The sequence below is a fragment of the Paraburkholderia kururiensis JCM 10599 = LMG 19447 genome, from assembly GCF_003986935.1.
Classification (GTDB): domain Bacteria; phylum Pseudomonadota; class Gammaproteobacteria; order Burkholderiales; family Burkholderiaceae; genus Paraburkholderia; species Paraburkholderia kururiensis.
The window spans coordinates 17,609-40,736 of record NZ_RJZE01000007.1 but is presented as its reverse complement, the minus strand read 5'-3'; the positions used below and the strand labels follow the sequence as shown (position 1 = coordinate 40,736).

At 66.8% G+C, this 23,128-nt stretch carries 21 protein-coding genes; 9 read left to right on the top strand and 12 right to left on the bottom strand.

Going from position 1 to position 23,128, the window contains the following annotated elements:
- The first annotated feature begins 198 nt into the window (after positions 1 to 198).
- Together PKKP23_RS10000 and PKKP23_RS09995 are read left to right on the top strand one after the other, a co-directional pair.
- Positions 199 to 1,146, top strand: coding sequence for a sterol desaturase family protein (locus PKKP23_RS10000; RefSeq protein ID WP_126876756.1), 948 nt, complete (start codon positions 199 to 201; stop codon positions 1,144 to 1,146).
- 143 nt (positions 1,147 to 1,289) lie between these two features.
- Positions 1,290 to 2,438, top strand: coding sequence for an SGNH/GDSL hydrolase family protein (locus tag PKKP23_RS09995; RefSeq protein ID WP_017772819.1), 1,149 nt, complete (start codon positions 1,290 to 1,292; stop codon positions 2,436 to 2,438).
- A 182-nt stretch (positions 2,439 to 2,620) separates the two neighbouring features.
- On the opposite strand, the gene PKKP23_RS09990 is transcribed toward PKKP23_RS09995, so the two are convergent.
- The 9 genes from PKKP23_RS09990 to PKKP23_RS09950 all read right to left on the bottom strand — a co-directional run bounded on the left by PKKP23_RS09990 (position 2,621) and on the right by PKKP23_RS09950 (position 12,403).
- Entirely contained in the window at positions 2,621 to 3,682 is a 1,062-nt protein-coding gene (locus PKKP23_RS09990) for an L-threonylcarbamoyladenylate synthase (protein WP_126876755.1), read from the bottom strand.
- Positions 3,683 to 3,696: 14 nt separating this feature from the next.
- Positions 3,697 to 4,908 carry a 5-(carboxyamino)imidazole ribonucleotide synthase gene (locus PKKP23_RS09985; RefSeq protein ID WP_126876754.1) on the bottom strand — a complete coding sequence of 404 codons (1,212 nt, stop codon included), beginning with the start codon at positions 4,906 to 4,908 and terminating at the stop codon, positions 3,697 to 3,699.
- Positions 4,909 to 4,968: 60 nt separating this feature from the next.
- Positions 4,969 to 5,508 (bottom strand): 5-(carboxyamino)imidazole ribonucleotide mutase, encoded by a 540-nt coding sequence (gene purE, locus PKKP23_RS09980; protein WP_026121041.1) that lies wholly within the window; start codon positions 5,506 to 5,508, stop codon positions 4,969 to 4,971.
- 32 nt (positions 5,509 to 5,540) lie between these two features.
- The gene (locus PKKP23_RS09975) at positions 5,541 to 6,431 is read right to left on the bottom strand and encodes a phosphoribosylaminoimidazolesuccinocarboxamide synthase (RefSeq protein WP_017772815.1); all 891 of its coding nucleotides are present in this window, start codon (positions 6,429 to 6,431) and stop codon (positions 5,541 to 5,543) included.
- 227 nt (positions 6,432 to 6,658) lie between these two features.
- Positions 6,659 to 7,723 carry a class II fructose-bisphosphate aldolase gene (fba, locus tag PKKP23_RS09970; protein ID WP_026121040.1) on the bottom strand — a complete coding sequence of 355 codons (1,065 nt, stop codon included), beginning with the start codon at positions 7,721 to 7,723 and terminating at the stop codon, positions 6,659 to 6,661.
- 310 nt (positions 7,724 to 8,033) lie between these two features.
- Entirely contained in the window at positions 8,034 to 9,470 is a 1,437-nt protein-coding gene (gene pyk / locus PKKP23_RS09965) for a pyruvate kinase (protein WP_017772813.1), read from the bottom strand.
- A 355-nt stretch (positions 9,471 to 9,825) separates the two neighbouring features.
- A complete protein-coding gene (locus PKKP23_RS09960; protein ID WP_126876753.1) occupies positions 9,826 to 11,025 on the bottom strand; it encodes a phosphoglycerate kinase in 1,200 nt (399 codons plus the stop codon).
- A 308-nt stretch (positions 11,026 to 11,333) separates the two neighbouring features.
- Positions 11,334 to 11,657 carry an AzlD domain-containing protein gene (locus PKKP23_RS09955; protein WP_017772811.1) on the bottom strand — a complete coding sequence of 108 codons (324 nt, stop codon included), beginning with the start codon at positions 11,655 to 11,657 and terminating at the stop codon, positions 11,334 to 11,336.
- The gene (locus PKKP23_RS09950) at positions 11,654 to 12,403 is read right to left on the bottom strand and encodes an AzlC family ABC transporter permease (protein WP_017772810.1); all 750 of its coding nucleotides are present in this window, start codon (positions 12,401 to 12,403) and stop codon (positions 11,654 to 11,656) included. The genes PKKP23_RS09955 and PKKP23_RS09950 overlap by 4 nt, the downstream gene beginning before the upstream one ends.
- A gap of 336 nt (positions 12,404 to 12,739) precedes the next feature.
- On the opposite strand from PKKP23_RS09950, the gene PKKP23_RS09945 reads away from it, so the two are divergent.
- The 6 genes from PKKP23_RS09945 (at position 12,740) to PKKP23_RS09920 (ending at position 17,533) form a co-directional block, all read left to right on the top strand.
- Positions 12,740 to 13,663, top strand: coding sequence for a branched-chain amino acid transaminase (locus PKKP23_RS09945; protein WP_114809197.1), 924 nt, complete (start codon positions 12,740 to 12,742; stop codon positions 13,661 to 13,663).
- Positions 13,664 to 13,743: 80 nt separating this feature from the next.
- Positions 13,744 to 13,938: a zinc-finger domain-containing protein gene (locus tag PKKP23_RS09940; protein ID WP_017772808.1), complete on the top strand. Its 195-nt coding sequence runs from the start codon at positions 13,744 to 13,746 to the stop codon at positions 13,936 to 13,938.
- 233 nt (positions 13,939 to 14,171) lie between these two features.
- The gene (waaF, locus tag PKKP23_RS09935; protein WP_017772807.1) at positions 14,172 to 15,197 is read left to right on the top strand and encodes a lipopolysaccharide heptosyltransferase II; all 1,026 of its coding nucleotides are present in this window, start codon (positions 14,172 to 14,174) and stop codon (positions 15,195 to 15,197) included.
- A 170-nt stretch (positions 15,198 to 15,367) separates the two neighbouring features.
- Positions 15,368 to 15,814 carry a nuclear transport factor 2 family protein gene (locus PKKP23_RS09930; RefSeq protein ID WP_017772806.1) on the top strand — a complete coding sequence of 149 codons (447 nt, stop codon included), beginning with the start codon at positions 15,368 to 15,370 and terminating at the stop codon, positions 15,812 to 15,814.
- Positions 15,815 to 15,876: 62 nt separating this feature from the next.
- A complete protein-coding gene (locus PKKP23_RS09925; protein ID WP_420873210.1) occupies positions 15,877 to 16,953 on the top strand; it encodes a hydrolase in 1,077 nt (358 codons plus the stop codon).
- A complete protein-coding gene (locus tag PKKP23_RS09920; protein WP_126876751.1) occupies positions 16,946 to 17,533 on the top strand; it encodes a DUF2946 family protein in 588 nt (195 codons plus the stop codon). Before PKKP23_RS09925 ends, PKKP23_RS09920 begins: the two co-directional genes overlap by 8 nt.
- 158 nt (positions 17,534 to 17,691) lie before the next feature.
- On the opposite strand, the gene PKKP23_RS09915 is transcribed toward PKKP23_RS09920, so the two are convergent.
- Positions 17,692 to 19,563, bottom strand: coding sequence for a M48 family metallopeptidase (locus PKKP23_RS09915; protein ID WP_240658864.1), 1,872 nt, complete (start codon positions 19,561 to 19,563; stop codon positions 17,692 to 17,694).
- Positions 19,564 to 19,856: 293 nt separating this feature from the next.
- Between PKKP23_RS09915 and moaC the strand changes: the two genes are divergently transcribed.
- Entirely contained in the window at positions 19,857 to 20,333 is a 477-nt protein-coding gene (moaC, locus tag PKKP23_RS09910) for a cyclic pyranopterin monophosphate synthase MoaC (protein ID WP_017772802.1), read from the top strand.
- A 94-nt stretch (positions 20,334 to 20,427) separates the two neighbouring features.
- Here moaC and PKKP23_RS09905 read toward each other — a convergent pair whose 3' ends face one another.
- Together PKKP23_RS09905 and PKKP23_RS09900 are read right to left on the bottom strand one after the other, a co-directional pair.
- Positions 20,428 to 22,212 (bottom strand): PglL family O-oligosaccharyltransferase, encoded by a 1,785-nt coding sequence (locus PKKP23_RS09905; protein WP_126876750.1) that lies wholly within the window; start codon positions 22,210 to 22,212, stop codon positions 20,428 to 20,430.
- A gap of 127 nt (positions 22,213 to 22,339) precedes the next feature.
- On the bottom strand, positions 22,340 to 22,942 hold the full coding sequence (locus tag PKKP23_RS09900; protein ID WP_168724556.1) for a pilin: 603 nt from the start codon (positions 22,940 to 22,942) through the stop codon (positions 22,340 to 22,342).
- Positions 22,943 to 23,128 lie beyond the last annotated feature (186 nt).

Below are 23,128 nucleotides of genomic sequence, written 5' to 3'. Positions count from 1 at the left end.
GCACGTGGAAGAATCCCTCTAGCAAAGCCTCGCGCCGGGGGCGTGGGAGCGTGTACCCTGTCGGGCAGCACGCGGCAGCGGAGGTCTTTTCACTGCACTTTCTGCTGCACCTGCCGCGGCGTTTAAAACACCAAACGAATACGAGACCCGGCTTGCGCCACCGCCGCGCATGCCCGAGACCAGGAGGGAGACATTCTCATGCGGTTCGATGCCGAATTGCTTCTGCTTGCCATGGCGCCCGTCTTCGTGGGCTGCATCGGCTGGGAAGCCTGGCATCTGTCGCGCGCGCAGCCCGACAGCGGCATCTACAGCTGGCGCGACACACTCTGCAACGCTGCGCTCGCGCTCATGCACCAGGCAGCCGACAAGGTGGCGTGGCTCTTCGTCATTCCCGTCTACGCGTTCTTCTACGCGCATTTCAGGCTGTTCACGCTACAGCCCGGCTGGGCCTCGTTCGTGCTGCTTTTCGTGGCTCAGGACCTGCTCTACTACGCGTTCCACCGCGCGAGCCATCGCGTGCGATGGCTGTGGGCCGCGCACGTCGTGCATCACTCGTCCGAACGGCTCAACCTCTCCACAGCTTTCCGTCAGAGCCTGATGTACCCGGTCGCAGGCATGTGGGTCTTCTGGATTCCGCTCGCGGTACTCGGCTTTCCTCCGTCGCAGATCGTCGCGATCGTGCTCATCAATCTCGCCTTCCAGTTCTTCGTGCACACGCAGGCCATCGGCAAGCTGGGCTGGCTCGAATACGTCTTCAATACGCCGTCGATCCATCGTGTACATCACGCGCGCAACGACCGCTACATCGACCGTAACTACGCCGGCGTGCTCGTGATCTGGGACCGCCTGTTCGGCAGCTACGTAGCCGAAGATCCGGCCGAGCCGCCGGTCTACGGCATTGTCGAACCGCTTCACACGTACAACCCGCTCAAGGCGACGTTCCATGAATGGGCGTCGATGCTCGTTGATGCGGCGCGCATGAAAGGGTGGCGCAATCGCCTCAAGGCCCTGTTCGCGCCGCCCGCCTGGGCGGCACAATGGCACGCGGCGCGCGATGCCGCGCAAGAACAAACAAACGCCACGACAGGCATCGTGAGCAGCGCAGCGGGTTCGGACACGAAAGCCGGCACCGTGCGCAACGCGTGAACGAGGTATCCGGGAACAATCAAGGAGCAATCCTTGAGCAAGCGAGGTTTCTGTAAGCGGGCGCCCGTCGTCGCGGATTCATCCTGGCGGGACGCTGCGTGCACCACTGGCGCAAAGCCAACATACGAGGAGATGTAGTCAAAATGAACCACAAGACAATCCAGCCGCAAAAACGGGCCAGCCGTACACGCTTCGCGAAAGCTGCCATCGCCAGTGCCGCGTTCGCACTGCTTGCAGCCTGCGGCGGCGGAGGCGGCAGCAGCAATTCATCGTCGTCCGGACCGGCGGGCGGCGTCACGCTTCAGGTCGTATCGTTCGGCGATAGCCTCTCGGACGTCGGTACGTATTCGCCCGTGATCGCGCTCGACTTCGGCGGCGGCCGCTTCACGACGAACCCCGGCGAAATCTGGACGCAGAAGGTCGCCGAATACTACGGCGGCACGCTCACGCCGGCCTACCTGGGTGGCTTCGGCCAGCCGCTGCAGGCATCCACCGGCCTCGGCTACGCGCAGGGCGGCTCGCGCGTGACGGACCCGAACGGCATCGGCCATGCGCCCGCGGGCCAGCCCGACTACGCACAGGCCACCACCGTGCCGATCGTCACGCAGGTTCAGGAGTACCTCTCCGCGCACACGAGCTTCAATTCGGGGCAGCTCGTACTGCTGAACGGCGGCGCGAACGACATCTTCTACCAGGCCGGCGTCGTCCAAGCCGCCGTAGCCGCTGGCCAGAGCCAGTCCACCGCGGTCCAGCAAGCCGTGACCGCCGTCGGGCTGGCGGCCACGCAATTCGTGCAGAACGTCGTGGCGCCGGTGCTCGCCGCGGGCGCCACGCACGTCGTGGTCTCGAACGTGCCGGACATCGCGCAAACGCCGCAGGGTCTCTCGGGCGGCGCGGCGACCCAGCAACTCTTCGCCGGCCTCGTGACCGCGTACAACCAGACGCTCGCGGGCACGCTGCAGGCAACGGGCCTGATGAGCAAGGTGATCTTCGTGCAGGCCGACCAGTGGCAGGACGGCATTCAGGCCAACTTTCAGGCCAACGGCTTCACGGTGTCGAACACGGGCACGGCCTGTAACCTCACCGCGATGGCGACCAATGCCGCGAAGTACGGCGTGACCAATCCGCAGGCGTTTGCTTCGTCGCTGTTCTGCTCGCCGCAGACCTACACGGTCGCGGGTGCGGACCAGACGTACATGTACGCGGACACGGTCCACCCGACCACGCACCTGCACGCGCTCTTCGCACAGCAGGTGGAGAAGCAGATCGCGGCATCCGGGCTCGGCAAATAAGTCGGCAAACAAGAAGCGCTTCTCGCGAGCAGCAAAAAGGCCCGGCCATTCAGATGGCCGGGCCTTTTTTTGATGGGCGTTTCGTTGAGTCTCTCAGGATGGGTTGCGTCGTGGCTTGAATCGCTGGCTGCGACGCGCGTTATCCGTGTAGCGCCTGTTGCGCCTATTCGCGTCCGTTGCGCTTATTCGCGCGCTTCAAACGCCGCCGCAGCGCGCCCGAGCCGGTCGTTCACGGCGATCCACTCGATGGTGTCGGGCAGTTTCTCGACAAGGATACGCGCAACGTTGGCGCGATCCAGCGCCCGCAGCAAGCCGTAGAGTTCGCGCGCATAGACGTGCGGGTCTTCGGGCGCCGCCACGAAATGCACGCCTTCTGCCGTCGCCCACGCGCCTGCTCGCGAAGCGCGGGCCACCAGCGCGATACGTTCGTCGGCGAGTCGCTTTGCAAGCAGCGCTTCCAGGGCTTCAAACGGCAGCAACACGAGCGGCGTGCGTGGCGCGTAGTGCGCCTTCAGCGTGCCCGAGGCGCGCGGCGCCGTGGCATCGGAACCGTCGGGCAGACGCGGCGCTTCGCCCAGCACGTCGGCAATCTCCTGCGGCGTGACGCGGCCGGGACGCAGCAGCGCCGGAAAGCCGCGTGAGAGATCGAGGATGGTCGATTCGATACCCACGTCCGACGGACCGCCGTCCAGCACGTAGACGCTGTCGCCGAATTCTTCGCGCACGTGCTGCGCGGTGGTGGGACTCACGTGGCCGAAGCGGTTGGCAGAGGGCGCCGCGACGCCGCCATGCCCGTGCCTGCGCGCCGAAAAGGCCGTGAGCAGTGCCTGGGCAACCGGATGCGACGGACAACGCAGTCCCACCGAATCCTGGCCGCCGCTCACGGCGGCCGGAATGTGCGCGGCGCGCTTGAGGATCAGCGTAAGCGGGCCGGGCCAGAAGACATCGATCAACTTCTGCGCCTCTGCAGGCAACGACTCCACCCAGAACGCGGGGTCGCCGCCCGGCGGCAGATGCACGATCACCGGATGATTGGCCGGCCGTCCCTTCGCTGCGTAAATGCGCGCCACGGCCTCGGGGTTCTGCGCGTCCGCGCCGAGGCCGTACACCGTCTCCGTGGGAAACGCGACGAGTTCGCCTGCATCGAGCAACGCCGCAGCGTGTTCGATCGCCTCGCGGCTGACGGTCGGTGCAGCGGCGGGCACAGCGGTAGAAGCGGCGACAGGCTTGTCTCGGTCCGGCATGGCGATGAGGTGCCTCAGCTCGTGGCGATGTGCAGCAGGCGAGCGCAATCGCGGGCGGCGGTGCGCGCTTCGTCGAGCGTGGCCGCCGTGAAGTTCACGTGCCCCATCTTGCGGCCCGGCCGCGCCTCTTCCTTGCCGTACAGATGCAGGCGCGCCGCAGGCATCGCGGCCACCTCGTGCCAGGGCGGCGTGACGGGCGCGCCGGGGCCCTTGCCGCTCTTGCCCGCATCGGGAAACCACACGTCGCCGAGAATGTTGAGCATCACAGCGGGCGAGTGCTGGCGTGTATCGCCGAGCGGCATGCCGGTCATGGCACGCACCTGCTGCTCGAACTGGCTCGTCGCGCAGGCATCCACCGTGTAGTGACCGGAGTTGTGCGGACGCGGCGCCATTTCGTTGGCCACGAGCGAGCCGTCTTCGAGCACGAAGAACTCGACGCACAGCACGCCGACGTAGCCGAGCTTTGCGGCGATATCGAGCGCCGCCTGCTGCGCCTGTTCCACGAGTTGCGGGTTCGCGTCGGGCGCGGGCACGATGGTGTGCGAGAGCACGCCGTGCCGGTGCGTATTCTGGGCGAGCGGATAGACGGCGGTGGCGCCGTTTGCGCCGCGCGCGATCAGTGCGGACACCTCGAACTTCAGCGGCAGCCGCTTCTCCAGCACGCACGCCACGCCACCCAGCGACGCATGCGCTTCGCGCACGTCGTGGGCGCTCGCCACGCTCACCTGGCCCTTGCCGTCGTAGCCGAGCCGCGCCGTCTTCAGAATGCCGGGCAGCACGGCTTCGAGCGCGGCATCGTCGATGGCGGCAAGCGCCTCCGACGACTCGATCACGACGTGCGGCGCCACCGGCACGCCGGCCGCCGCGATAAAGCGCTTTTCGGCGATGCGGTCCTGCGCCACGGCGACACACCGGCCGGCCGGGCTCACGAACGTGGTGCGAGCGAGGAAGTCGAGGCTTGCGGAAGGCACGTTCTCGAACTCGGTGGAGACCGCCGCGCACAGGCGCGCCAGTTCGGTGAGCGCGGCTTCGTCGTCGTAGGCGGCGCGCAGATGGCGGTCCGCGACGGAGCCCGCCGGGCTGCTTTCGTCGGGATCGAGCACCGCGACGCGGTACCCCATTGCCTGGGCGGCAAAGCAGAACATGCGGCCAAGTTGGCCGCCGCCCACCATGCCGAGCCACGCGCCGGGCAGGATGGGGGAAACGGGTGCGTTGTCTGGATTCATCTCAGTGGTCGGTCACGGCCGGCGGCGCGACGCTCGTGCGCGTGCGCGGCCAGCGGGAAATCAGAGCGCGGGCAATACCATCGCGTGCGCAGCCTGGTTCTGCTTCACGCGGAAGGCCGCGAGTTTGTCCGCGTACTCGGCAGAGGTGACGCTCAGAATCGACACCGCAAAGAGCGCCGCATTGGCCGCGCCCGCCTCGCCGATGGCGAAGGTTGCAACCGGCACGCCCTTGGGCATCTGCACGATCGAGTGGAGCGAATCGACGCCCTTCAGGTACTTGCTAGCCACCGGCACGCCGAGCACCGGCACCGTGGTCTTCGCGGCGAGCATGCCCGGCAGGTGCGCCGCGCCGCCCGCGCCCGCGATGATCGCGGCAAGGCCGCGCGAACGCGCGCTCTCGGCATAGGCGAACATTTCGTCGGGCATGCGGTGGGCGGACACCACCTTCGCTTCGTACGGCACGCCGAACTCCTGCAGGATCGCAACGGCATGCTTCATGACTTCCCAGTCGGAACTCGATCCCATCAGCACGCCGACGATGGGCGCGGCATGCTGGTGGGCGTGCGGGTGGGTCGTCTGGGCTGGCTGGACTTCGCTCATCGTGCTGGCTTCCTCTGGCGCTTCGCGGCGGCTCACGCGAGCTTCTGGCCAGTCAGCCGCTCCAGCGCCTCCTGGTACTTCTGCGACGTCTTTTCGATCACGTCGTCGGGCAGCTTCGGCGCGGGCGGTTCTTTCTTCCAGTTCTGCGTTTCGAGCCAGTCGCGCACGAACTGCTTGTCGAACGACGGCGGGTTCGTGCCCACCTGGTACTGGTCGGCCGGCCAGAAGCGCGAGGAGTCGGCGGTGAGCGCCTCGTCCATCAGGTAGAGCTTGCCGTGGTTGTCGAGGCCGAACTCGAACTTCGTGTCCGCGATGATGATGCCGCGCGTAGCCGCGTAGTCGGCGGCTTCCTTGTACAGCTTGATCGAGATGTCGCGGATGGTGGCCGAAAGCTCGGTGCCGATGCGGCGCTCCATCTCGTCGAACGTGATGTTCTCGTCGTGGTGGCCCATTTCGGCCTTGGCCGCGGGCGTGAAGATGGGCTCGGGCAGCTTCTCGGCGTTACGCAGGCCCGGCGGCAACTGCACGCCGCACACCGAACCGGTGGCCTGATAGTCCTTCCAGCCGCTGCCGGCCAGATAGCCGCGCACCACCGCTTCCACGAGGATCGGTTCGAGACGCTTCACGACCACCGCGCGGCCGCGCACCTGCTCGGCTTCGTCCGCGGCGACGACGCTTTCCGGCGCGACGTCCGTGAGGTGATTCGGCACGACGTGCGCGAGCTTCGCGAACCAGAAGTTGGCCATCTGGTTCAGCACGCGGCCCTTGCCCGGAATCGGCTCGCCCATGATCACGTCGAACGCCGAGAGGCGGTCGGTGGTGACGATCAGCAACTTGTCGTTGCCCACCGCGTAGTTGTCGCGGACCTTGCCGCGGCCAAGCAGCGGCAGCGAGCGGAGCGTGGATTCGTAGAGAGTAGACATCGTCGTGATTTGCAAAAAGTGGCGCCCGGGAGCTGGCGGAAACGGGGAAAAACCGAGGCTGTTCAAAAGCCAGACGCCGTTCCCACGGTCAGGCGGGAACGGCGGCACGGGTAACAACTGCGCGTGACTGCGGGCCCTGCGGCCAGCCCACGCCAGGCGGCGAACCCCTGGAACGCCCAGCCGGGAAGCTGGACGCCCTGAATCAGGGCGCCGCCAAACGCCGTATTTTACCGGACGACCTGCGCCAGTTCGCCGGCGACATACTTCTGCGCCATCTTTTCGAGCGAAACGGGCTTGATCTTCGCGGCCTGACCTTCGCAGCCGAAGGCCAGATAACGGTCCACGCACACCTTCTTCGCGGCTTCGCGCGCCGGCTTCAGGTAGTCGCGCGGGTCGAACTTCGACGGGTTTTCGGCGAAATAGCGACGAATCGCGCCGGTGATCGCGAGGCGCAGGTCGGTGTCGATGTTGACCTTGCGCACGCCGTGCTTGATGCCTTCCTGAATCTCTTCCACCGGCACGCCGTAGGTTTCCTTCATGTCGCCGCCGAATTCGCGGATCTCGGCGAGCAGTTCCTGCGGCACCGACGACGAACCGTGCATCACGAGGTGTGTGTTCGGAATGCGCGCGTGAATTTCCTTGATGCGCTGGATCGAGAGGATGTCGCCCGTCGGCTTCTTCGAGAACTTGTAGGCGCCGTGCGAGGTGCCGATCGCGATGGCGAGCGCGTCGCACTGCGTGAGCTTCACGAAGTCGGCGGCCTGCTCGACGTCGGTGAGCAGCTGCTCGCGCGTCATCGTGCCTTCGGCGCCGTGGCCGTCTTCCTTGTCACCCTTCATGGTTTCGAGCGAGCCCAGCACACCCAGCTCCGCTTCCACCGTCACGCCGATCGAGTGCGCCATCTCCACCACCTTGCGCGACACGTCGACGTTGTACTCGTACGTGGCCACCGTCTTGCCGTCGGCCTGCAGCGAGCCGTCCATCATGACGCTCGTGAAGCCGCTGCGGATGGCCGTGAGGCACACCGCGGGCGACTGGCCGTGATCCTGATGCATCACCACCGGAATGTGCGGATACGCCTCCACGGCCGCTTCGATCAGATGACGCAGGAACGCTTCGCCCGCGTACTTACGGGCACCGGCGGACGCCTGCATGATGACCGGCGCGCCCACCTGGTCCGCCGCCGCCATGATCGCCTGCACCTGCTCCAGATTGTTGACGTTGAATGCCGGCAGGCCGTAGCCGTTTTCGGCGGCGTGGTCCAGCAACTGACGCATTGATACGAGAGGCATGGTGTTACTCCTTTGATTTGAAACGAATCTGTCGTGCTGCCGGCCGTCTGTCGCGGCCGGTCTGGGCGGGTTTCTCAACCGCCGCGGCGCCGTATTACACGCTGCCGCTCATCCGAATAAGGGCGATTTTATCGCGAAGCAATCGGCGTTCCGCCTGCCTGGGCACTCTCGCGGGTCCGGAACGTGCGCTGGCTATCGCTTCGGGCGACAGCCGCAGCGCCGGCTGCGCGACGAAGCCGGGCGACGAGCGGTTGGCACGGCCTCTCGCGCGCCGCCTCTTGTCCGCTCGTACCCCGGCTCCGCTACGAACTTAGTACGGCGCACCCACCCGCACGATCTTCAGCGTGTTCGTGCCGCCCGCCTGGCCCATCGGCTCGCCGACCGTGAGCACGACCATATCGCCGCGCGACGCAAAACCCTTCGCCACGACGACTTCGAGCGCCTGCTGCAACGCGACATCGCGGTCGTGGCTGGTTTCGAGGTGCAGCGGCGTGACGTTGCGGTACAGCGCCATTGCGCGCTCGCTGCCCACGCGCGACGTGAGACCGAAGATGGGCACATGGGTCCAGTGACGCGAGAGCCACAGTGCCGTGGACCCCGATTCCGTGAGCGCGACGATCGCCTTCGCGCCCAGGTGGTAAGCGGTGAAGAGCGCGCCCATCGCGATGGACTGGTCGATGCGGGTGAACGTGCGGTCGAGGAAGTCCTTGTCGAGTTCCACGTGCTCGGACTTCTCGGCCTCGACGCAAATGGCGGCCATCGTTTCGATAGTCTGCACCGGATACTTGCCTGCCGCGGATTCGGCCGAGAGCATCACCGCGTCCGTGCCGTCGAGCACGGCGTTCGCCACGTCCGACACTTCCGCGCGCGTGGGCACCGGCGCGTGGATCATCGACTCCATCATCTGCGTGGCCGTGATGACGAGCTTGTTCGACTCGCGCGCCATGCGGATCATGCGCTTTTGCAGCGCGGGCACCGCGGCGTTGCCTACTTCGACTGCGAGGTCCCCGCGCGCCACCATGATGCCGTCCGAGGCGTCCAGGATGCCTTGCAGCGCCGGGATCGCCTCGGCGCGCTCGATCTTCGCGATCATCTTCGGCTTGAGCCCGTACGGCGCGCCCGCGATGTTCGCGAGTTGACGGGCCATCTCCATGTCCGTGGCGTTCTTGGGGAACGACACCGCGATGAAGTCCGCGCCAAGCGACATCGCCGTGCGAATGTCTTCCATGTCTTTCGCCGTGAGCGCGGGCGCCGACAGCCCGCCGCCCTGGCGGTTGATGCCCTTGTTGTTCGACAGGTCGCCACCCACGCGCACCGTCGTGTGAATCTCGCTGCCGATCACGCGCACCACGTCGAGCACAATCAGGCCGTCGTTCAGCAGCAGCACGTCGCCGGGCTTGAGGTCGCGCGTCAGGTCCTTGTAGTCGAGGCCGACGCGCTCGTCGTTGCCAAGCTCGCAGTCTGCGTCGAGCACGAACGCGCTGCCTGGCACCAGCGTGGTCTTGCCCTTCTCGAACTTGCCCACGCGAATCTTCGGCCCTTGCAGGTCGGCCATGATGGCGACTTCGCGACCGGCCTGGCGCGCACACTCGCGCACGAATTCGGCGCGCTGGCGATGGTCGTCGGCCGTGCCGTGCGAGAAGTTGAGGCGCACCACGTCGAGCCCTGCCTGCATCATTTGCAGCAGGATCTCCGGCGTGCTGGAAGCCGGTCCGATGGTGGCGACAATCTTGGTGGCGCGATGCATGAAACTCCTCGTCTGGGTGAGATCACTAGGAAGTGCGCTGAGAGTCGGGCGTGCAGGCAGTGCCGTTGCGGGCACCGCCATGGGTTGCGCGCCGGTTCGGGCCGGCGTCGCTTTGTGTGTTGGTGTGGCGCTTGTGGCTGTCGTTGCCGTTGTGGCTGTCGTTGCCGTTGTTGCTGTCGTTGCAGGTTCTGCGAGCGCCTGCGTGACGGCGCCGGGGGCAGCCGCCGCACGGGCGGTTTTCCTGGTCGATGACTTCGTGGATGAAGTTGAAGCGGTGCGCCCGTGAGCGGCGGCCGGGCGTGACACGCGCGTGCCGGCCGAAGCCGGCTTCGCTGCACGGGCGCGTGAGGCCATCTCAGGCCGCCGCGCGCGATTCGAGCACTTCGACGGCGGGCAGCTTCTTGCCCTCGAGGAATTCGAGGAACGCGCCGCCGCCCGTGGAGATGTAGCTGACCTTGTCGTGGATGCCGTACTTGGCGATGGCCGCGAGCGTATCGCCGCCGCCCGCAATGGAGAACGCCGGCGAATTGGCGATGGCTTGCGCGAGCGTCTTCGTGCCGTTGCCGAACTGGTCGAACTCGAACACGCCGACCGGGCCGTTCCAGACGATCGTGCCGGCCTTCTCCAGCTGCGCAGCGAGCGTTTTCGCCGTTTCCGGTCCGATGTCGAGAATCATGTCGTCGTCGGCGACGTCCGCCACGGCCTTGATCTCGGCCTTCGCCGTGGCCGCGAACTCCTTCGCCGTCACGACGTCCACAGGAATGGGCACCGACGCGCCGCGCGCCTTCGCTGCCTCGATGATCGCCTTCGCTTCCTCGACCAGATCGGCTTCGGCCAGCGACTTGCCGATCTTCAGACCGGCCGCGAGCATGAACGTGTTGGCAATGCCGCCGCCCACGATCAGCTGGTCCACCTTTTCGGCGAGCGACTTCAGGATGGTGAGCTTGGTAGAGACCTTCGAGCCCGCCACGATAGCGACGAGCGGGCGCTTCGGCGCGCCGAGCGCCTTGCCGAGAGCGTCCAGTTCCGCCGCAAGCAGCGGGCCGGCGCACGCCACCGGCGCGTATTTCGCGATGCCGTGCGTGGTAGCCTCGGCGCGGTGCGCGGTGCCGAAGGCATCGTTGACGTAGATGTCGCAGAGCTTCGCCATCTTCTGCGCGAGCTCGTCCGAATTCTTCTTTTCGCCCTTGTTCACGCGGCAGTTCTCGAGCAGCACCACGTTGCCCGAGGTCACGTTCACGCCGTTCTCCACCCAGTTCGCGACGAGCGGCACGTCGCGGCCCAGCAGTTCGGCAAGGCGCTTCGCCACCGGCGCGAGCGAATCTTCGGGCTTGAACTCGCCTTCCGTGGGACGGCCGAGGTGCGACGTGACCATCACGGCCGCACCGGCGTCAAGCGCGGCGCGGATGGCGGGCACCGAGGCGCGGATGCGCGTGTCTTCGGTGATGTTGCCCGCATCGTCTTGCGGCACGTTGAGATCGGCACGGATGAACACGCGCTTGCCGGACAGCTTGCCTTCGGAGATCAGATCGGTGAGACGCAGTACCTGGTTCATGATTGACAGTGCGTTGATGGTGGGAAGGCGGTGGCGGACGACGTGCAGCCCGGCGGTCGGGCCATTCACGGCTTCGGACGACTTCGGACGGCCTCGCGCAGTTCCGGGCAACCCGGCGCGCCTCGCATGGGGCGCACGATTTCAGGTGCCCTCGCGCAGCCACGAGCCGCCGCACCGGCGTCTCGCTGCATCGGTCCGCAAGAAGGGCATTTTAGCCGATAGCCATGTCGTTCTGAGACCGGCTGCGCCGCATGCCCCCTATTTGGGATCGCCCCGCATGACGCAATGCAGCACGCCTTCCGACCCAATCAGAACAGGAGACGCAGCGCAGTGAATGCCAGCATGCCGGTCACGATCGTGCCGAGCATGCTGCGGCGCCACAAGAACCAGGCAAGACCTGCAACCGTGGCGTAAAACTCGTGGTTGGAAAGCGCGAACGAGAGTCCCTCCGACGTTTCCAGCACGTCGGGCAGCACCACGGCGGCCAGCGCCGCAGCCGGCGCATAGCGCAGCGCGCGCTGCGCACGCTCGGGCAGCACCGTGCGCTCGCCGCCCAGCAGGAACAGCGCGCGCGTAATCGCCGTGACAACCGTCATGCCCGCGATAACGAGCCACATCTGCGTTGCGCTCATGATGAACCTCCGGTGCCGTCGTGGATGCGGCGCAGGTCCGCGCGCTCGATCAGCATGTCCGCCGCGGCGCCCGCTGCGAGCGCCGCCAGCACGGCGAGCGGCAGGGCGAGCCGGTACGGCAGGTCGAACGCGATCAGCGCGACGACGCCCGCGATCGTCACGGCAACGAGCGTGGAGCGCGTGGCAATGGCCGACACCATGATCGGAATGAGCGCGAGCGTGCCGGCGAGCGCGAGGCCCCAGTTATCCGGGATGAGGCTCGCGAGCAGAATGCCCGCCACCGACGACACCTGCCACGACAGCCAGCTCGCGCCGGCCATGCCCCAGAAGTACGCCTCCTTGCCCGGCACGTAGCCGTGCTGGAAGCTCTTTTTCTGGAACAGCAGGAAAATCACGTCGCCGTTGAAATAGCCGATCAACAGCCGCCGCCACAGCGGCAGATACGAGAAATGCGGCGCAAGGCCGGCGCTGAAGATCACGAATCGCGTATTGACCATGGCGGCCGTGAGCAGCACGGTCCAGATGGGCAGCTTCGCGGCGAGCAGCGGCAGCACGGCCAGCTGCGACGAGCCCGCATAGACGAGCAGCGACATGCCGAGCGCCTGGGGAATCGTCATGACCGACTTGCTCATCGCGATGCCCGTGACGAGGCCCCACGAGAAGATCGCCATCAGCGTGGGCGAATAGGCGCGCAAGCCTTCCTTGAAGGCACGGCGATCGACTTCGGTGAAACGGGCGCAGGACATGAGGAAGCGGGAGCGGAGCAAGCGCCGCGCGAGGCAGCGCAAGGTGCACGCGCGGCAGCCGTTCTGAGGGCGCCGTGTCTTGCAGCGCCCGTCCGCGCGTCGGAATTTGTCTTATGTGGACGCAGAATTATAGCGTCGGCAGCGGGCGAAATGCCCGTTCTTTGGGCAAAAGACGCTAAAATGGCGGTCTTCGCCGCTCGCCGGATTCACGTGTCACGCTGTCGCGCCGCGCCTCGCCCGTTCGCACGGGGCCGCTTGAGGTGCGCCCGCCGTGCCTTCCGCGCAAGGCGGCTTTCCCGCAGGACACATCCGTAACCGCACCGCCTGGAGAATCGTATGTCAATGGCCGACCGCGACGGCAAGATCTGGATGGATGGCAAGCTGATCGAATGGCGCGACGCCACCATCCACGTGCTCACCCACACCCTGCACTACGGCATGGGCGTATTCGAGGGCGTGCGCGCCTACAAGACGGCCGACGGCAGCACCGCGATCTTCCGCCTGAAAGAGCACACGAAGCGCCTGCTGAACTCGGCGAAGATTTTCCAGATGGACGTGCCGTTCGACCACGAGACGCTCGCGGCCGCGCAATGCGAAGTGGTGCGCGAGAACAAGCTGGAATCGTGCTACCTGCGCCCCATCATCTGGGTCGGCTCGGAAAAGCTCGGCGTCTCGGCCAAGGGCAACACCATCCACGTCGCCATCGCGGCCTGGCCGTGGGGCGCCTACCTCGGCGAAGACGGCATCAGGAAGGGTATCCGCGTGAAGACGTCCTCGTTCACGCGCCATCACGTGAACATCTCGATGGTTCGCGCGAAGGCATCGGGCTGGTACGTGAACTCGATTCTCGCCAACCAGGAGGCCACCGCCGACGGCTATGACGAAGCGCTGCTGCTCGACGTGGACGGCTACGTCTCCGAAGGCTCGGGCGAAAACTTCTTCCTCGTGAACAACGGCAAGCTCTACACGCCGGACCTTTCGTCGTGCCTCGACGGCATCACGCGCGACACGGTGATCCGTTTCGCGAAAGACGCCGGCATCGAGGTCATCGAGAAGCGCATCACGCGCGACGAGGTGTACATCGCCGACGAAGCCTTCTTCACGGGCACGGCCGCCGAAGTCACGCCGATCCGTGAACTCGACAACCGCACGATCGGCAGCGGCTCGCGCGGACCGATCACGGAAAAACTCCAGTCGATGTTCTTCGACGTCGTCTCGGGCAAGAACGCCCAATACGCAGACTGGCTCACGAAAATCTGACGCAGGCCCACAGCAGCGCCGCGCGCCTTCGACGCGCCGCCGGCTGTGACCTGGCTACAGCAACAACGAGAAACGTCCCCATGAGTGAAATCAAGGAAATGCCGCTGGTCGAACTGTCGGCAAAAGATCTTCCGGCGTACTGCCCGAATCCGTCGATGCCGCGCTGGAGCACGCATCCACGCGTCTTCATCGACGTGACCCACGGCGAGGCGCGCTGCCCCTACTGCGGCACGCGCTACAAGCTGCGTGACGGCGAGGTCGTGAAGGGCCATTGAGGGGCCACTGAGCGCCCGCGAGGGCTCCACCGGGCGCTTGCTCTGGGGCCACTACTCGCCGGGCGCGCTGAGGCGCCCCGCCGGACGCACGGCCCGCGCTGCTACACCGCGGGCTTCGCGCGAGGGTCGTACGGGACTCGTACTGCCCACGGCCCGCACCCGCGTCCTTCCCACTACCCACGCGCCGCACCCTCCAGTGCGGCGCGTTTGCTCATTTCCGGATACTTCTACTGATGCGCCGCGCGCTCGTTATCGCACCGAACTGGATTGGCGACGCACTCATGGCGCAGCCGCTTCTTTCGCGGCTCGTGAAACTGCATCCGCGCCTCCAGATCGATGCCGTCGCGCCCACCTGGGTCGCGCCCGTGCTCGAGCGCATGCCCGAGATTCGCGACGTCTACGCCACCGACCTCGCCCACGGCAAGCTGCAGATGCTGCGCCGCTGGCAACTGGCGAGCGACCTGCGCGATGTGGGCTACGACGCCGCTTACGTCCTGCCCAACTCGTTCAAGTCGGCGCTCGTGCCGTGGCTCGCGCACGTTCCGCTGCGCATCGGCTACACGGGCGAGAGCCGCTACGGGCTGCTCAACGTGCGCCACGCGAATCCGCGCAAGGACGAGCGTCCGCCCATGGCCGCCCACTACGCCGCGCTCGCCTACGCGCCCGGCGCGAAGATACCCGACGACCTGCCCATGCCGCGGCTCGAATCGGACCTGAACGAAGCCTCGCGCGTCTCGGCTCGCTTCAATCTGGACACGCGCGTGCCGCTCGTCGTGTTCTGCCCCGGCGCCGAATACGGCCCCGCCAAACGCTGGCCGCCCGAGCACTTCGCGGCGCTCGCGCAGATCATCGCCCGCTCGTTTCCGTACACGCAGATCGTCGCGCTCGGCTCGCCGAAAGACGCCCCGCTCGCTCAAGCCATTGCCGACGAGGCGCCGAACGTGCGCAACCTGTGCGGCCAGACCGCGCTCGGCGAGGCGTGCGCGCTGATTTCGCGCGCGAGCGCCGTGGTGACCAACGACTCGGGCCTGATGCACGTGGCCGCGGCACTGCGCCGCCCGCTCGTCGCGGTGTACGGGTCGACCGATCCGCGCCACACCCCGCCCCTCTCGGAGCTCGCGAAGGTACAATGGCTCCATCTCGAATGTAGCCCCTGTTTTCAGCGCGAATGTCCGCTCGGCCACCTGAACTGCCTGCGTCAGCTCAGCGCCGAACAGGTGTTCAGCGACCTGCGCGGCATGCTGCTCGCGCAACGCTAGCGGCGAGCAGCCGCAATGGGGACCGGGCCGCGGCGCGGCCGTGTCCCGAGGCAATTACCGGCCGTCGTGCCAGCGTCATGTTCGCGTCTCGCAGCGCTGGCATGCTCGCGGCTGGCCCGCTGACCGCCGCCCGCAACCCACGCGCCCTCTGCGCATACGAACGACGAGCCATGCCACGTTTTGCCCACATCTTCGAAGCCGCTGCCGATACCCTCAACGCCTGGTACCAGGCCGTCGCGGAAGTCAACATCGACAGCCTGATGGGCATGTGGATCGATGAAGAGTTCGTGAGCTACATCTGCGCGGACGGCTCGCATCTGCACGGGCTCGACGCCATCCGCACGGGCCTCGCGGCGCAGCTGGGAGCCCAGCCGGTTTCCATCGAACCGCTCGACGTGCGCGTCTACGACAGCCTCGGCACCGTGGTCTACGCAATTGCGGAAGCCCACCGGCCAGCCGATCCGGTCGCCACGCCGCAAATGGTCTTCACGACCTACGTGATGGTTCACGAACGCGGCGAATGGCGCATGGCGCACATCCACGCGAGCCGCATGCCCGACGACGCCGCGAGCCAGTTCGCCGCAAAAATGCGCCACGGCCAGGGCGCGTTGCACTGAGCGCCCCGAGGCGTTACTGAGCGGCGACGCTCGCGTTCGCCCACGGCGCCGCCGTCCGCACCATGAGCCCCATGCGCGACCCTGCTTCCGCTCCCACGAATTCATCCAACCCGACGTTACGCGCCGACGGGGTCGAGCCGTCTCTCGCGCAAGACACCGCCGCAAGCGGCTATCGCGCGCCTTTCTGGCTGCCGGGCGGCCATGCTCAAACCATCGTCCCCGCGTTGTTCGCGCGGCTGCCCGTCGTCACGTACCGGCGCGAGCGCTGGGACACGCCAGACGGCGACTTCATCGAACTCGACTGGCTCGACCACGGGAGTGCCGCGGCCATTGCGGCGGACGCCCCACTCCTCGTGCTGTTCCACGGTCTGGAGGGCAGCTCCGCCTCGCATTACGCGCGTGCCATGGCGGCCGCCGCCCGCGAGCGCGGCTGGCGTGCTGTGGTGCCCCACTTCCGTAGCTGCAGCGGGCCGCTGAACCTGATGCCGCGCTTCTATCACCTCGCCGATTCGAGCGAGGTCGACTGGGTGCTGCGGCGTCTGCGTCGGCAGCATCGCGGGCCGCTCGTGGCCGCGGGCGTCTCGCTGGGCGGCAACGTGCTGCTGCACTGGCTCGGTCAACGGCGCGAAGACGCATCCATCGTGACCGCTGCCGCCGCGATCTCCGCGCCGCTGGACGTGCATGCCGGCGGCAAGATGCTGGCCGAAGGCTTCGGCATGATCTACACACGCAGCTTCCTGAAGACACTCAAGGCGAAGGCCCAGCAAAAACTCACGCAGTATCCGGGGCTCTTCGACGGCTACGCCATGCTCAGCGCGCGCAACATGTACGAGTTCGACGACGTGGTCACCGCGCCGCTACACGGCTTTCGCAACGCCGACGACTACTGGACGCGCGCCACGGTACGTCCCTTGCTCGGCGAGATCAAAGTGCCGACGCTCGTGCTCAACGCGCGCAACGACCCGTTCCTGCCCGGCACCGCGTTGCCCGCGCAGAAAGACGTGGCCGCGTCGGTCCGGCTCGAACAGCCCTTGCACGGCGGCCACGTCGGCTTCATGACCGGCCCGTTTCCGGGCCGCTACGGCTGGCTCGCGACGCACGTGCTGAGCTATCTCGAATCGTTTGTCGATCATGGATGACATCGTCAAGCAGGCGCTCGCGCGCTGGCCCAATGTCCCGCATTGCACGGGGTGGCTGCTGCTCGACGCGCGCGGCCAATGGCGCATGCGCGACCAGGCCGCCCAGGCCCAGGGCGCGGCCGGCGACCCGATCCGCCACACGGCGCTGCTGGGCTTCATCAACCGCAACTACGCGTGCGACGAGAAGGGCCAGTGGTTCTTCCAGAACGGGCCGCAGCGCGTCTACGTCGAACTCGGCTATACGCCGTGGGTGGTGCGGCTTCACTGCGGCGCGGACGGCAAGCTCATGCTCGCCGATCAGACGGGCTCGGCCTTCGAGCCCGCAACGGCGTTCATCGACGACACGGGCGGCGTGCTGTTTTCGGATGCATCCCAGCCGCCGAAGGTGGCCGTGCTCCACGATCACGATCTGGAGCTGTTCTCCACGCACGCCACCTTGGCCGATGACGGCGCGAGCGGCACGTTCCACTGGCGTGCCGACCAGGCGCTCACGCTGCGGCCGATCCGCCGCGACGAGGTGGCTGCGCGGTTCGGGTTCGTTGCGAGTCCGGCGGATGCTGAAAAGCGGGAGCGGAGTTAGCAGGAGGCCGCGCGGACAGTGGCCGGGATAACGGTCGTGCGCGTCAGCCTCGCGAGCCGGGCCTCGCGAGCAGGGCCGCGCGGCCGTAGCAGGTTTAGCGGCTCGGGCCGGCCCGGTGAATCGCTGGAGTCGCGAAGCCGCCAATTCGCCCGCGCGCGTCAACCGTTCTTCTTCTCGTCCTCGCGCTCTTCCTTGTAGCGCTGCTCGAAGTCGTGCAAGCGGGCGTCGATGGTCGCGAGATCGTAGTACCCCACCGACTTCAGATCGCGTGCCTCCTTCAACTGGCGGATGGCCGAAGGCCAGGCGCCTTCCAGCGCGAACTTCTCGGCGAGCGCGCGATGCTGCGTGAGCGCATCGCCCGTTCCCACGCTCGCCTGCGCCAAGTAGAACCACCACGCGGACTGCTGCGGCTCCGCTTTCGTTTCGTTTGCCGCAAGTTCCTGGGCGTCGGCGAAACGGTGCGCCGCGAGCAGCGCCTTGAGCCGCGCGTCTACGGCTGCATGCGACGCCGGCCAGGCGCGTTGCGCGGCGGCCGCGAGCTTCAACGCTTCATCGTTATGGCCGGCATGGCTCGCAATTTCGACGGCGAGCACGTCGAGGCTCGGCGAGCTGCGCGTGCTGTCGCCCTCATGCACCTCGAACGTCGTGAATGCCTTGCGCGCATTCGCAAGCGACGCGGCGGCGGCATCGTACTGCTCCAGTTGCAGTTGCGCGTAGGCCATGCCGTACCAGTTCGACGCCACGTTGATGGCCGTGCGGTCTTCGATCTCGGAGCGCAAACGCGCGATCGCGTCGGCGTAGTCGCTGCGCGAGCGGTCCTGCATGACGCGCACGCGTGCCCTCACGAACCCGTACTCCGCCGACTGACGCGGCTGCCGATACGGCGACCGGCGTGCGCGGTCCTCCATGTCGGCGATGCGCTCCACGGTGAGCGGATGCGTGCGGGCGTAAGCCGGCACGCCCGTATCGCCCATCGCCGAGCGATCGAGCCGCTCGAAGAAGGTCACCATGCCGTAGGGATCGTAGCCGGCGCCCGTGAGCAGGCGAAAACCGACGCGGTCCGCTTCGCGCTCCGCGGAACGCGAAAAGCGCAGCTGATTGTCGACCGCGTACGCCTGGCCGCCCAGCACGATCGCACTGCCCAGATCGCCGCTGCGCGCGAGCACGCCGGCAAGCACGCCGAACAGGGTCGCCGCGAGCGCCGCGTAGCCGCTGCGCTCGTTGGCGGCGAGCATGCGGGCGATGTGCCGCTGCAGCACGTGGCCCATCTCGTGCCCGATCACGGACGCCAGTTCGGACTCCGTCTGCGTCGACGCAATGAGCCCGGTGTTCACGCCGATAAAGCCGCCCGGCATGGAAAACGCGTTGATCTGGCCGTCACGCACGGCGAAGACTTCGAAGTCCGGCCGGTAGCCGCCGATGAACTGGTCGCTTGCGGCCGAGGCGAGCTTCGTCGCAATGGCGTTCAGATAATCGGTGACGAGCCAGTCGTCGACGTAGTCGGGGTCGCGCCGAATCTCGCGCATGACGCGCTCGCCGAGCTTTCGTTCGGCCTCGGGAGAGAGCGAGCCCCCGGAGCCGTCGCCGAGGTCCGGCAGTTGCTGGTACCAGGTCGGCGCGCGCAGACTGGCGTTGGCGCCCGGCCGGCCGGACAGCCGCGCCTGCGCGCCGCCGTAGGTGCCGAATACGCCCTGGGCAATGTCGGGCGGCAGGAGCGGTTCGGCGTAGCTGGCGGACAACGCGCTTTCGAGCGGCGCTTCGCTCGAGACAGCCGCTTCGCGAGGAAGAGTCTTGCCGAAAGTGAGGTTGCCTGGTGTGACTGGGCGCGCGGTGGCGTTGGTGCCGATGGGCGCTGCGGCACGGGCGGTCGCTGAGGCGTCGGGGGCGTGGGGGGCGTCGGTGGTAGTTGCAGCGGCGCTGGTGGTGGCGGACGCGCCGGCTCCTGCTGTCGCGGTGCCGGACCCGGTGCCACCGCTGGTCGACTGAACCGCCGCGCGAGGTGCAACGACGGGCTGGGCTTGCGCGAACATGCCCGGCGGCACCGCGAGGGCAGCGCACAACCATGCAGCAAGGAGCCTGTTTGGACGCATTGGCAGTGTTCGATGAAACCGGCCGGGCGCCTCACCACGCACGACGATGCGGCATGAAACCCCAGTGCGCTTTTCGCGAGCTTGTCCGCTCGCAGAGGCCGGCTTGAAGGTGTTCGGAAAGCACGGCTATTGTAGCCGCTGGTAGCCGCTGGACCATGCCCCGATGGCACCGTGGCACACCGTCGGAAACGCCGGGCGCTGCTATGATAGGCGCCCTTTCAAGGAGCCAGACGATGTCAGAACTCACCCATTTCGACGACTCCGGCAAAGCGCATATGGTGGACGTGGGCGCCAAGGCGGAAACCAGACGCATCGCCGTGGCGCGCGGCTCGATCCGCATGCTGCCCGAGACGTTCGCGCTGATCCGCGACGGCGGCGCGAAAAAGGGCGACGTGATCGGCGTGGCCCGTATCGCGGCGATCCAGGGCGCGAAGCGCACCGCGGACCTGATCCCGCTGTGCCACCCGCTCGCGCTCACGCGCGTGGCGGTGGACTTCGCACTCGACGAAACGCTACCCGGCGTGCATTGCACGGCGCAGGTCGAGACGTTCGGGCGCACCGGCGTGGAAATGGAGGCGCTCACGGCCGTGCAGGTCGGTCTGCTGACCGTCTACGACATGTGCAAAGCCGTCGATCGCGGAATGACCATCACCGATGTGAAGGTGATGGAGAAGCATGGGGGGAAGTCGGGGGATTGGGTGGCGGCTTAACCGTAGCCCGAGGCACACGCTTATGCAGCCTCAGGCGCAAACCCGCCGGCCGCGGCGGCGGCCCTGAAGCCGCCGTCGTGGCCGGCGCGGCGTATTAGTCGTCCCCTTCGTCGTCCTGCTGGTTCGCGCCCGGAGGCGGCGTGCCGTACTTCTTGACCAGCTCCGCCTTGAAACCCGCAAGCGACGGCTGCTCGTCGCACAGGTCGTACAACGACGCCAGTTGCGACGGCCAGTCGTGCAGTTCCTGCGCGAAGATCTTCAGACGCCCGACCGTATCGAAGGCCGCCGCCGTATCGCCGTTCAGGGCCTGCAGCACGGCATAGCGGCGCAATACCGTTTCGCCGGGCAATAGCGCGATCGCCCGGCGGTGCATGGCGAGCTTGTGCGGCAAGTCGTTGGCGTCGACGGGCAGAAGCGTCGCGAGACCGTACTCACCCCACGCGCCGAACAGGAACGACGGATCCGCACGATACTGCTCGGCGGGACGCGAGCCGTAGTACAGCACCTCGGCGCGGGTGTAGTCGCGATAGACCGGATAAAGCGCAGCCAGTCCGCCGAACACGATCACCGTGTAGAGACCAAACGACGCCCTTTCCGGAACAAGCCGCAACGGCTTCGTTTCGAGCAACCCGAAGACGAACATCGCGGGCAGCAGGAAGAACATGTACTGCTGCGGGTACTCCACAAGCGCGTGCATCACCAGCACACCGATCAGCGCGACGCCGAAGACCCGTCCCGCGGTATGCGGCGCGCGCAGCACCCGCACGAGCCACGCGACAAGCCCGACCACGGCCACCACGAAGCCGGCCACGCCGGTCTTCGCCAGCAGGTCGATGAAGATGTCGTGCGAGTTGTTCGCGATCTCCACGCCGCCGAGCGTCTTGACCAACTGGTACTGATAGCCTGGGAACTCGCCCCAACCCACGCCGAAGAGCGGGTGCATCTTGAACATCGTCCAGCCGTATTTCCAGAGGGCGAGGCGTGGCGCGATCTGTCCGGCGTCGCGGAACCGGTCGGCCGCCGACTCCCCGAGTTCGAGGTGGTAATGCACGTTGGCCCAGCGCACCACTGCGTTGACGACGACGAACAGCACGGTGAGCACGACCGGAATCAGCCACTGCCAGTTGCTGCGCCGAAAGGCCAGGTTGCGCTTCGCCTCGGCAAACGCCATCCAGAACCCGGCCACCACGATCACGCCCATTTGCAGCCACGGACCGCGGGAAACCGTCAATGCGAGTCCAGTGGCATAGATCACCGAAAGGAGTCCCCAGAGCAGGACGGGCAGGCGCCTCGTCTGCACCAGAAAGAGCGCGGCGGCCATCGCGAACGCGATGTAGGTCGCGAGGTGGTTGGCCTGCGCCATGTTGCCGAACGGACGACGATCCACCGTGATGTTGTAGGCCACGACAAAGGGCGAGACCTTCGCTTCCAGATGAAACAGCTGCACGACCTGGCAGAACACGGCAAACAGGCCGCCGAGCAGCAACGCGTATGCGCCCCAGCGCAACGCCGTGTCCGCCATGTTCGCGCGCGCAAAGCCGTAGCCCGTGTGTGCGGCTACGAATGCCGCGAGCAGGAAGCCGCCGCCCAGCCAGTTCATCGAGGGCTGCTGCACTGGAAGTACGAACGACTGCGCAATGAGCAACGCACCGAACAACAGCGGCACAAGCGCGACGGCCGGTGAGGCAAATGCGATACGCGGCCGCGACGTGCCGACGAGCAGCACCATGGCCCCCGCGGTCAGCAGGTAGAGCGCCAGCGCGGTGAATTCGGCATAGAAAGTCGGGATGGGGTACGTATGGTTGACGACCGCGTACGGAAGAATCAACGCGGCAGCAAGCAGAACGAGCGAAAGAAAACGCGCAAAGGAAGAGGGCATGAGTAACCGGCGGCATCAGCAACCGGCGCACTATACAAAACTTTTCCCGGGCTGTGCGGTTGCCGTGGTGCGAATACGGCGACCATTTCAGCACCATGCCCCCCTTCGCGCGTTTGCTGTCCCTTCCTCAGGCACGGCACTCCGGTGGTGCAAGGTTGCCTGCAAGCGTGGCGGCATCGACAGGCATAGGCCCCGAGCCCGGTGCCGGTAGCGAGGACGCCGCCTTGCCGCCCGCGAAACATTCCCACGTGATGGCGCCTGCCTGGGCTGTGCCTTGAACGAGCGCGACGCGGGCGGTGGGAGCGTCGGCGTTGTCAGGCACCGAGGGCACGAGCACCAGCGTGTTGGCGCCCGCAGCGGCCACGCGTGGCGTGAAGGCGATCGCGATTTGGCCCGTGTTCTCATCCACGCGGATGGATTCCACATTGCGTGTGGCGGGCGGCGAGGCGAAGCCCGCGCCGAACGCGTTGCCGCTCGCGGCATTCTCCGCCACCGCGAGGCGCGCCGACGCTGCCAGCGACAAGCCCTCGCCTACCCGACTGCGCGCGAGATAGTCCTGGTAGGCGGGAATCGCATACGCGGCGATCACGCCGACGATCGCAAGCACGATCATCAGTTCGATCAGCGTGAATCCGGCGTTGACGAAGGCGCGTGCGTGACGAACGGCTCGTGTGGACCGGCTCGACACAAGGTGGCAGCAGCGGCCTTGATGTGACAGCGAGATCTGCATCGAGGCGTGCGCGAGCGGCGGCACGCAGAGGGAAACGGGAACGGTCATCGGGCGAACTCCTGGAACGAAAAACGCCTGCCTCCGTATGGAGACAGGCGTTGATCGTATCCAGCCACCTCATGCCGCGGCAGTCGGCCGGATGGCCATGCCGCGAGGTCGGCTTATGCGGCACGCCTCGCTCAGCCG

Bases quoted from the DNA above. Each gene is read 5' to 3' on its own strand.
- PKKP23_RS10000 (WP_126876756.1), top strand. From the start codon at position 199: ATGCGGTTCGATGCCGAATTGCTTCTGCTTGCCATGGCGCCCGTCTTC.
- PKKP23_RS09995 (WP_017772819.1), top strand. From the start codon at position 1,290: ATGAACCACAAGACAATCCAGCCGCAAAAACGGGCCAGCCGTACACGC.
- PKKP23_RS09990 (WP_126876755.1), bottom strand. From the start codon at position 3,682: ATGCCGGACCGAGACAAGCCTGTCGCCGCTTCTACCGCTGTGCCCGCC.
- PKKP23_RS09985 (WP_126876754.1), bottom strand. From the start codon at position 4,908: ATGAATCCAGACAACGCACCCGTTTCCCCCATCCTGCCCGGCGCGTGG.
- purE (WP_026121041.1), bottom strand. From the start codon at position 5,508: ATGAGCGAAGTCCAGCCAGCCCAGACGACCCACCCGCACGCCCACCAG.
- PKKP23_RS09975 (WP_017772815.1), bottom strand. From the start codon at position 6,431: ATGTCTACTCTCTACGAATCCACGCTCCGCTCGCTGCCGCTGCTTGGC.
- fba (WP_026121040.1), bottom strand. From the start codon at position 7,723: ATGCCTCTCGTATCAATGCGTCAGTTGCTGGACCACGCCGCCGAAAAC.
- pyk (WP_017772813.1), bottom strand. From the start codon at position 9,470: ATGCATCGCGCCACCAAGATTGTCGCCACCATCGGACCGGCTTCCAGC.
- PKKP23_RS09960 (WP_126876753.1), bottom strand. From the start codon at position 11,025: ATGAACCAGGTACTGCGTCTCACCGATCTGATCTCCGAAGGCAAGCTG.
- PKKP23_RS09955 (WP_017772811.1), bottom strand. From the start codon at position 11,657: ATGAGCGCAACGCAGATGTGGCTCGTTATCGCGGGCATGACGGTTGTC.
- PKKP23_RS09950 (WP_017772810.1), bottom strand. From the start codon at position 12,403: ATGTCCTGCGCCCGTTTCACCGAAGTCGATCGCCGTGCCTTCAAGGAA.
- PKKP23_RS09945 (WP_114809197.1), top strand. From the start codon at position 12,740: ATGTCAATGGCCGACCGCGACGGCAAGATCTGGATGGATGGCAAGCTG.
- PKKP23_RS09940 (WP_017772808.1), top strand. From the start codon at position 13,744: ATGAGTGAAATCAAGGAAATGCCGCTGGTCGAACTGTCGGCAAAAGAT.
- waaF (WP_017772807.1), top strand. From the start codon at position 14,172: ATGCGCCGCGCGCTCGTTATCGCACCGAACTGGATTGGCGACGCACTC.
- PKKP23_RS09930 (WP_017772806.1), top strand. From the start codon at position 15,368: ATGCCACGTTTTGCCCACATCTTCGAAGCCGCTGCCGATACCCTCAAC.
- PKKP23_RS09925 (WP_420873210.1), top strand. From the start codon at position 15,877: ATGAGCCCCATGCGCGACCCTGCTTCCGCTCCCACGAATTCATCCAAC.
- PKKP23_RS09920 (WP_126876751.1), top strand. From the start codon at position 16,946: ATGGATGACATCGTCAAGCAGGCGCTCGCGCGCTGGCCCAATGTCCCG.
- PKKP23_RS09915 (WP_240658864.1), bottom strand. From the start codon at position 19,563: ATGTTCGCGCAAGCCCAGCCCGTCGTTGCACCTCGCGCGGCGGTTCAG.
- moaC (WP_017772802.1), top strand. From the start codon at position 19,857: ATGTCAGAACTCACCCATTTCGACGACTCCGGCAAAGCGCATATGGTG.
- PKKP23_RS09905 (WP_126876750.1), bottom strand. From the start codon at position 22,212: ATGCCCTCTTCCTTTGCGCGTTTTCTTTCGCTCGTTCTGCTTGCTGCC.
- PKKP23_RS09900 (WP_168724556.1), bottom strand. From the start codon at position 22,942: ATGCAGATCTCGCTGTCACATCAAGGCCGCTGCTGCCACCTTGTGTCG.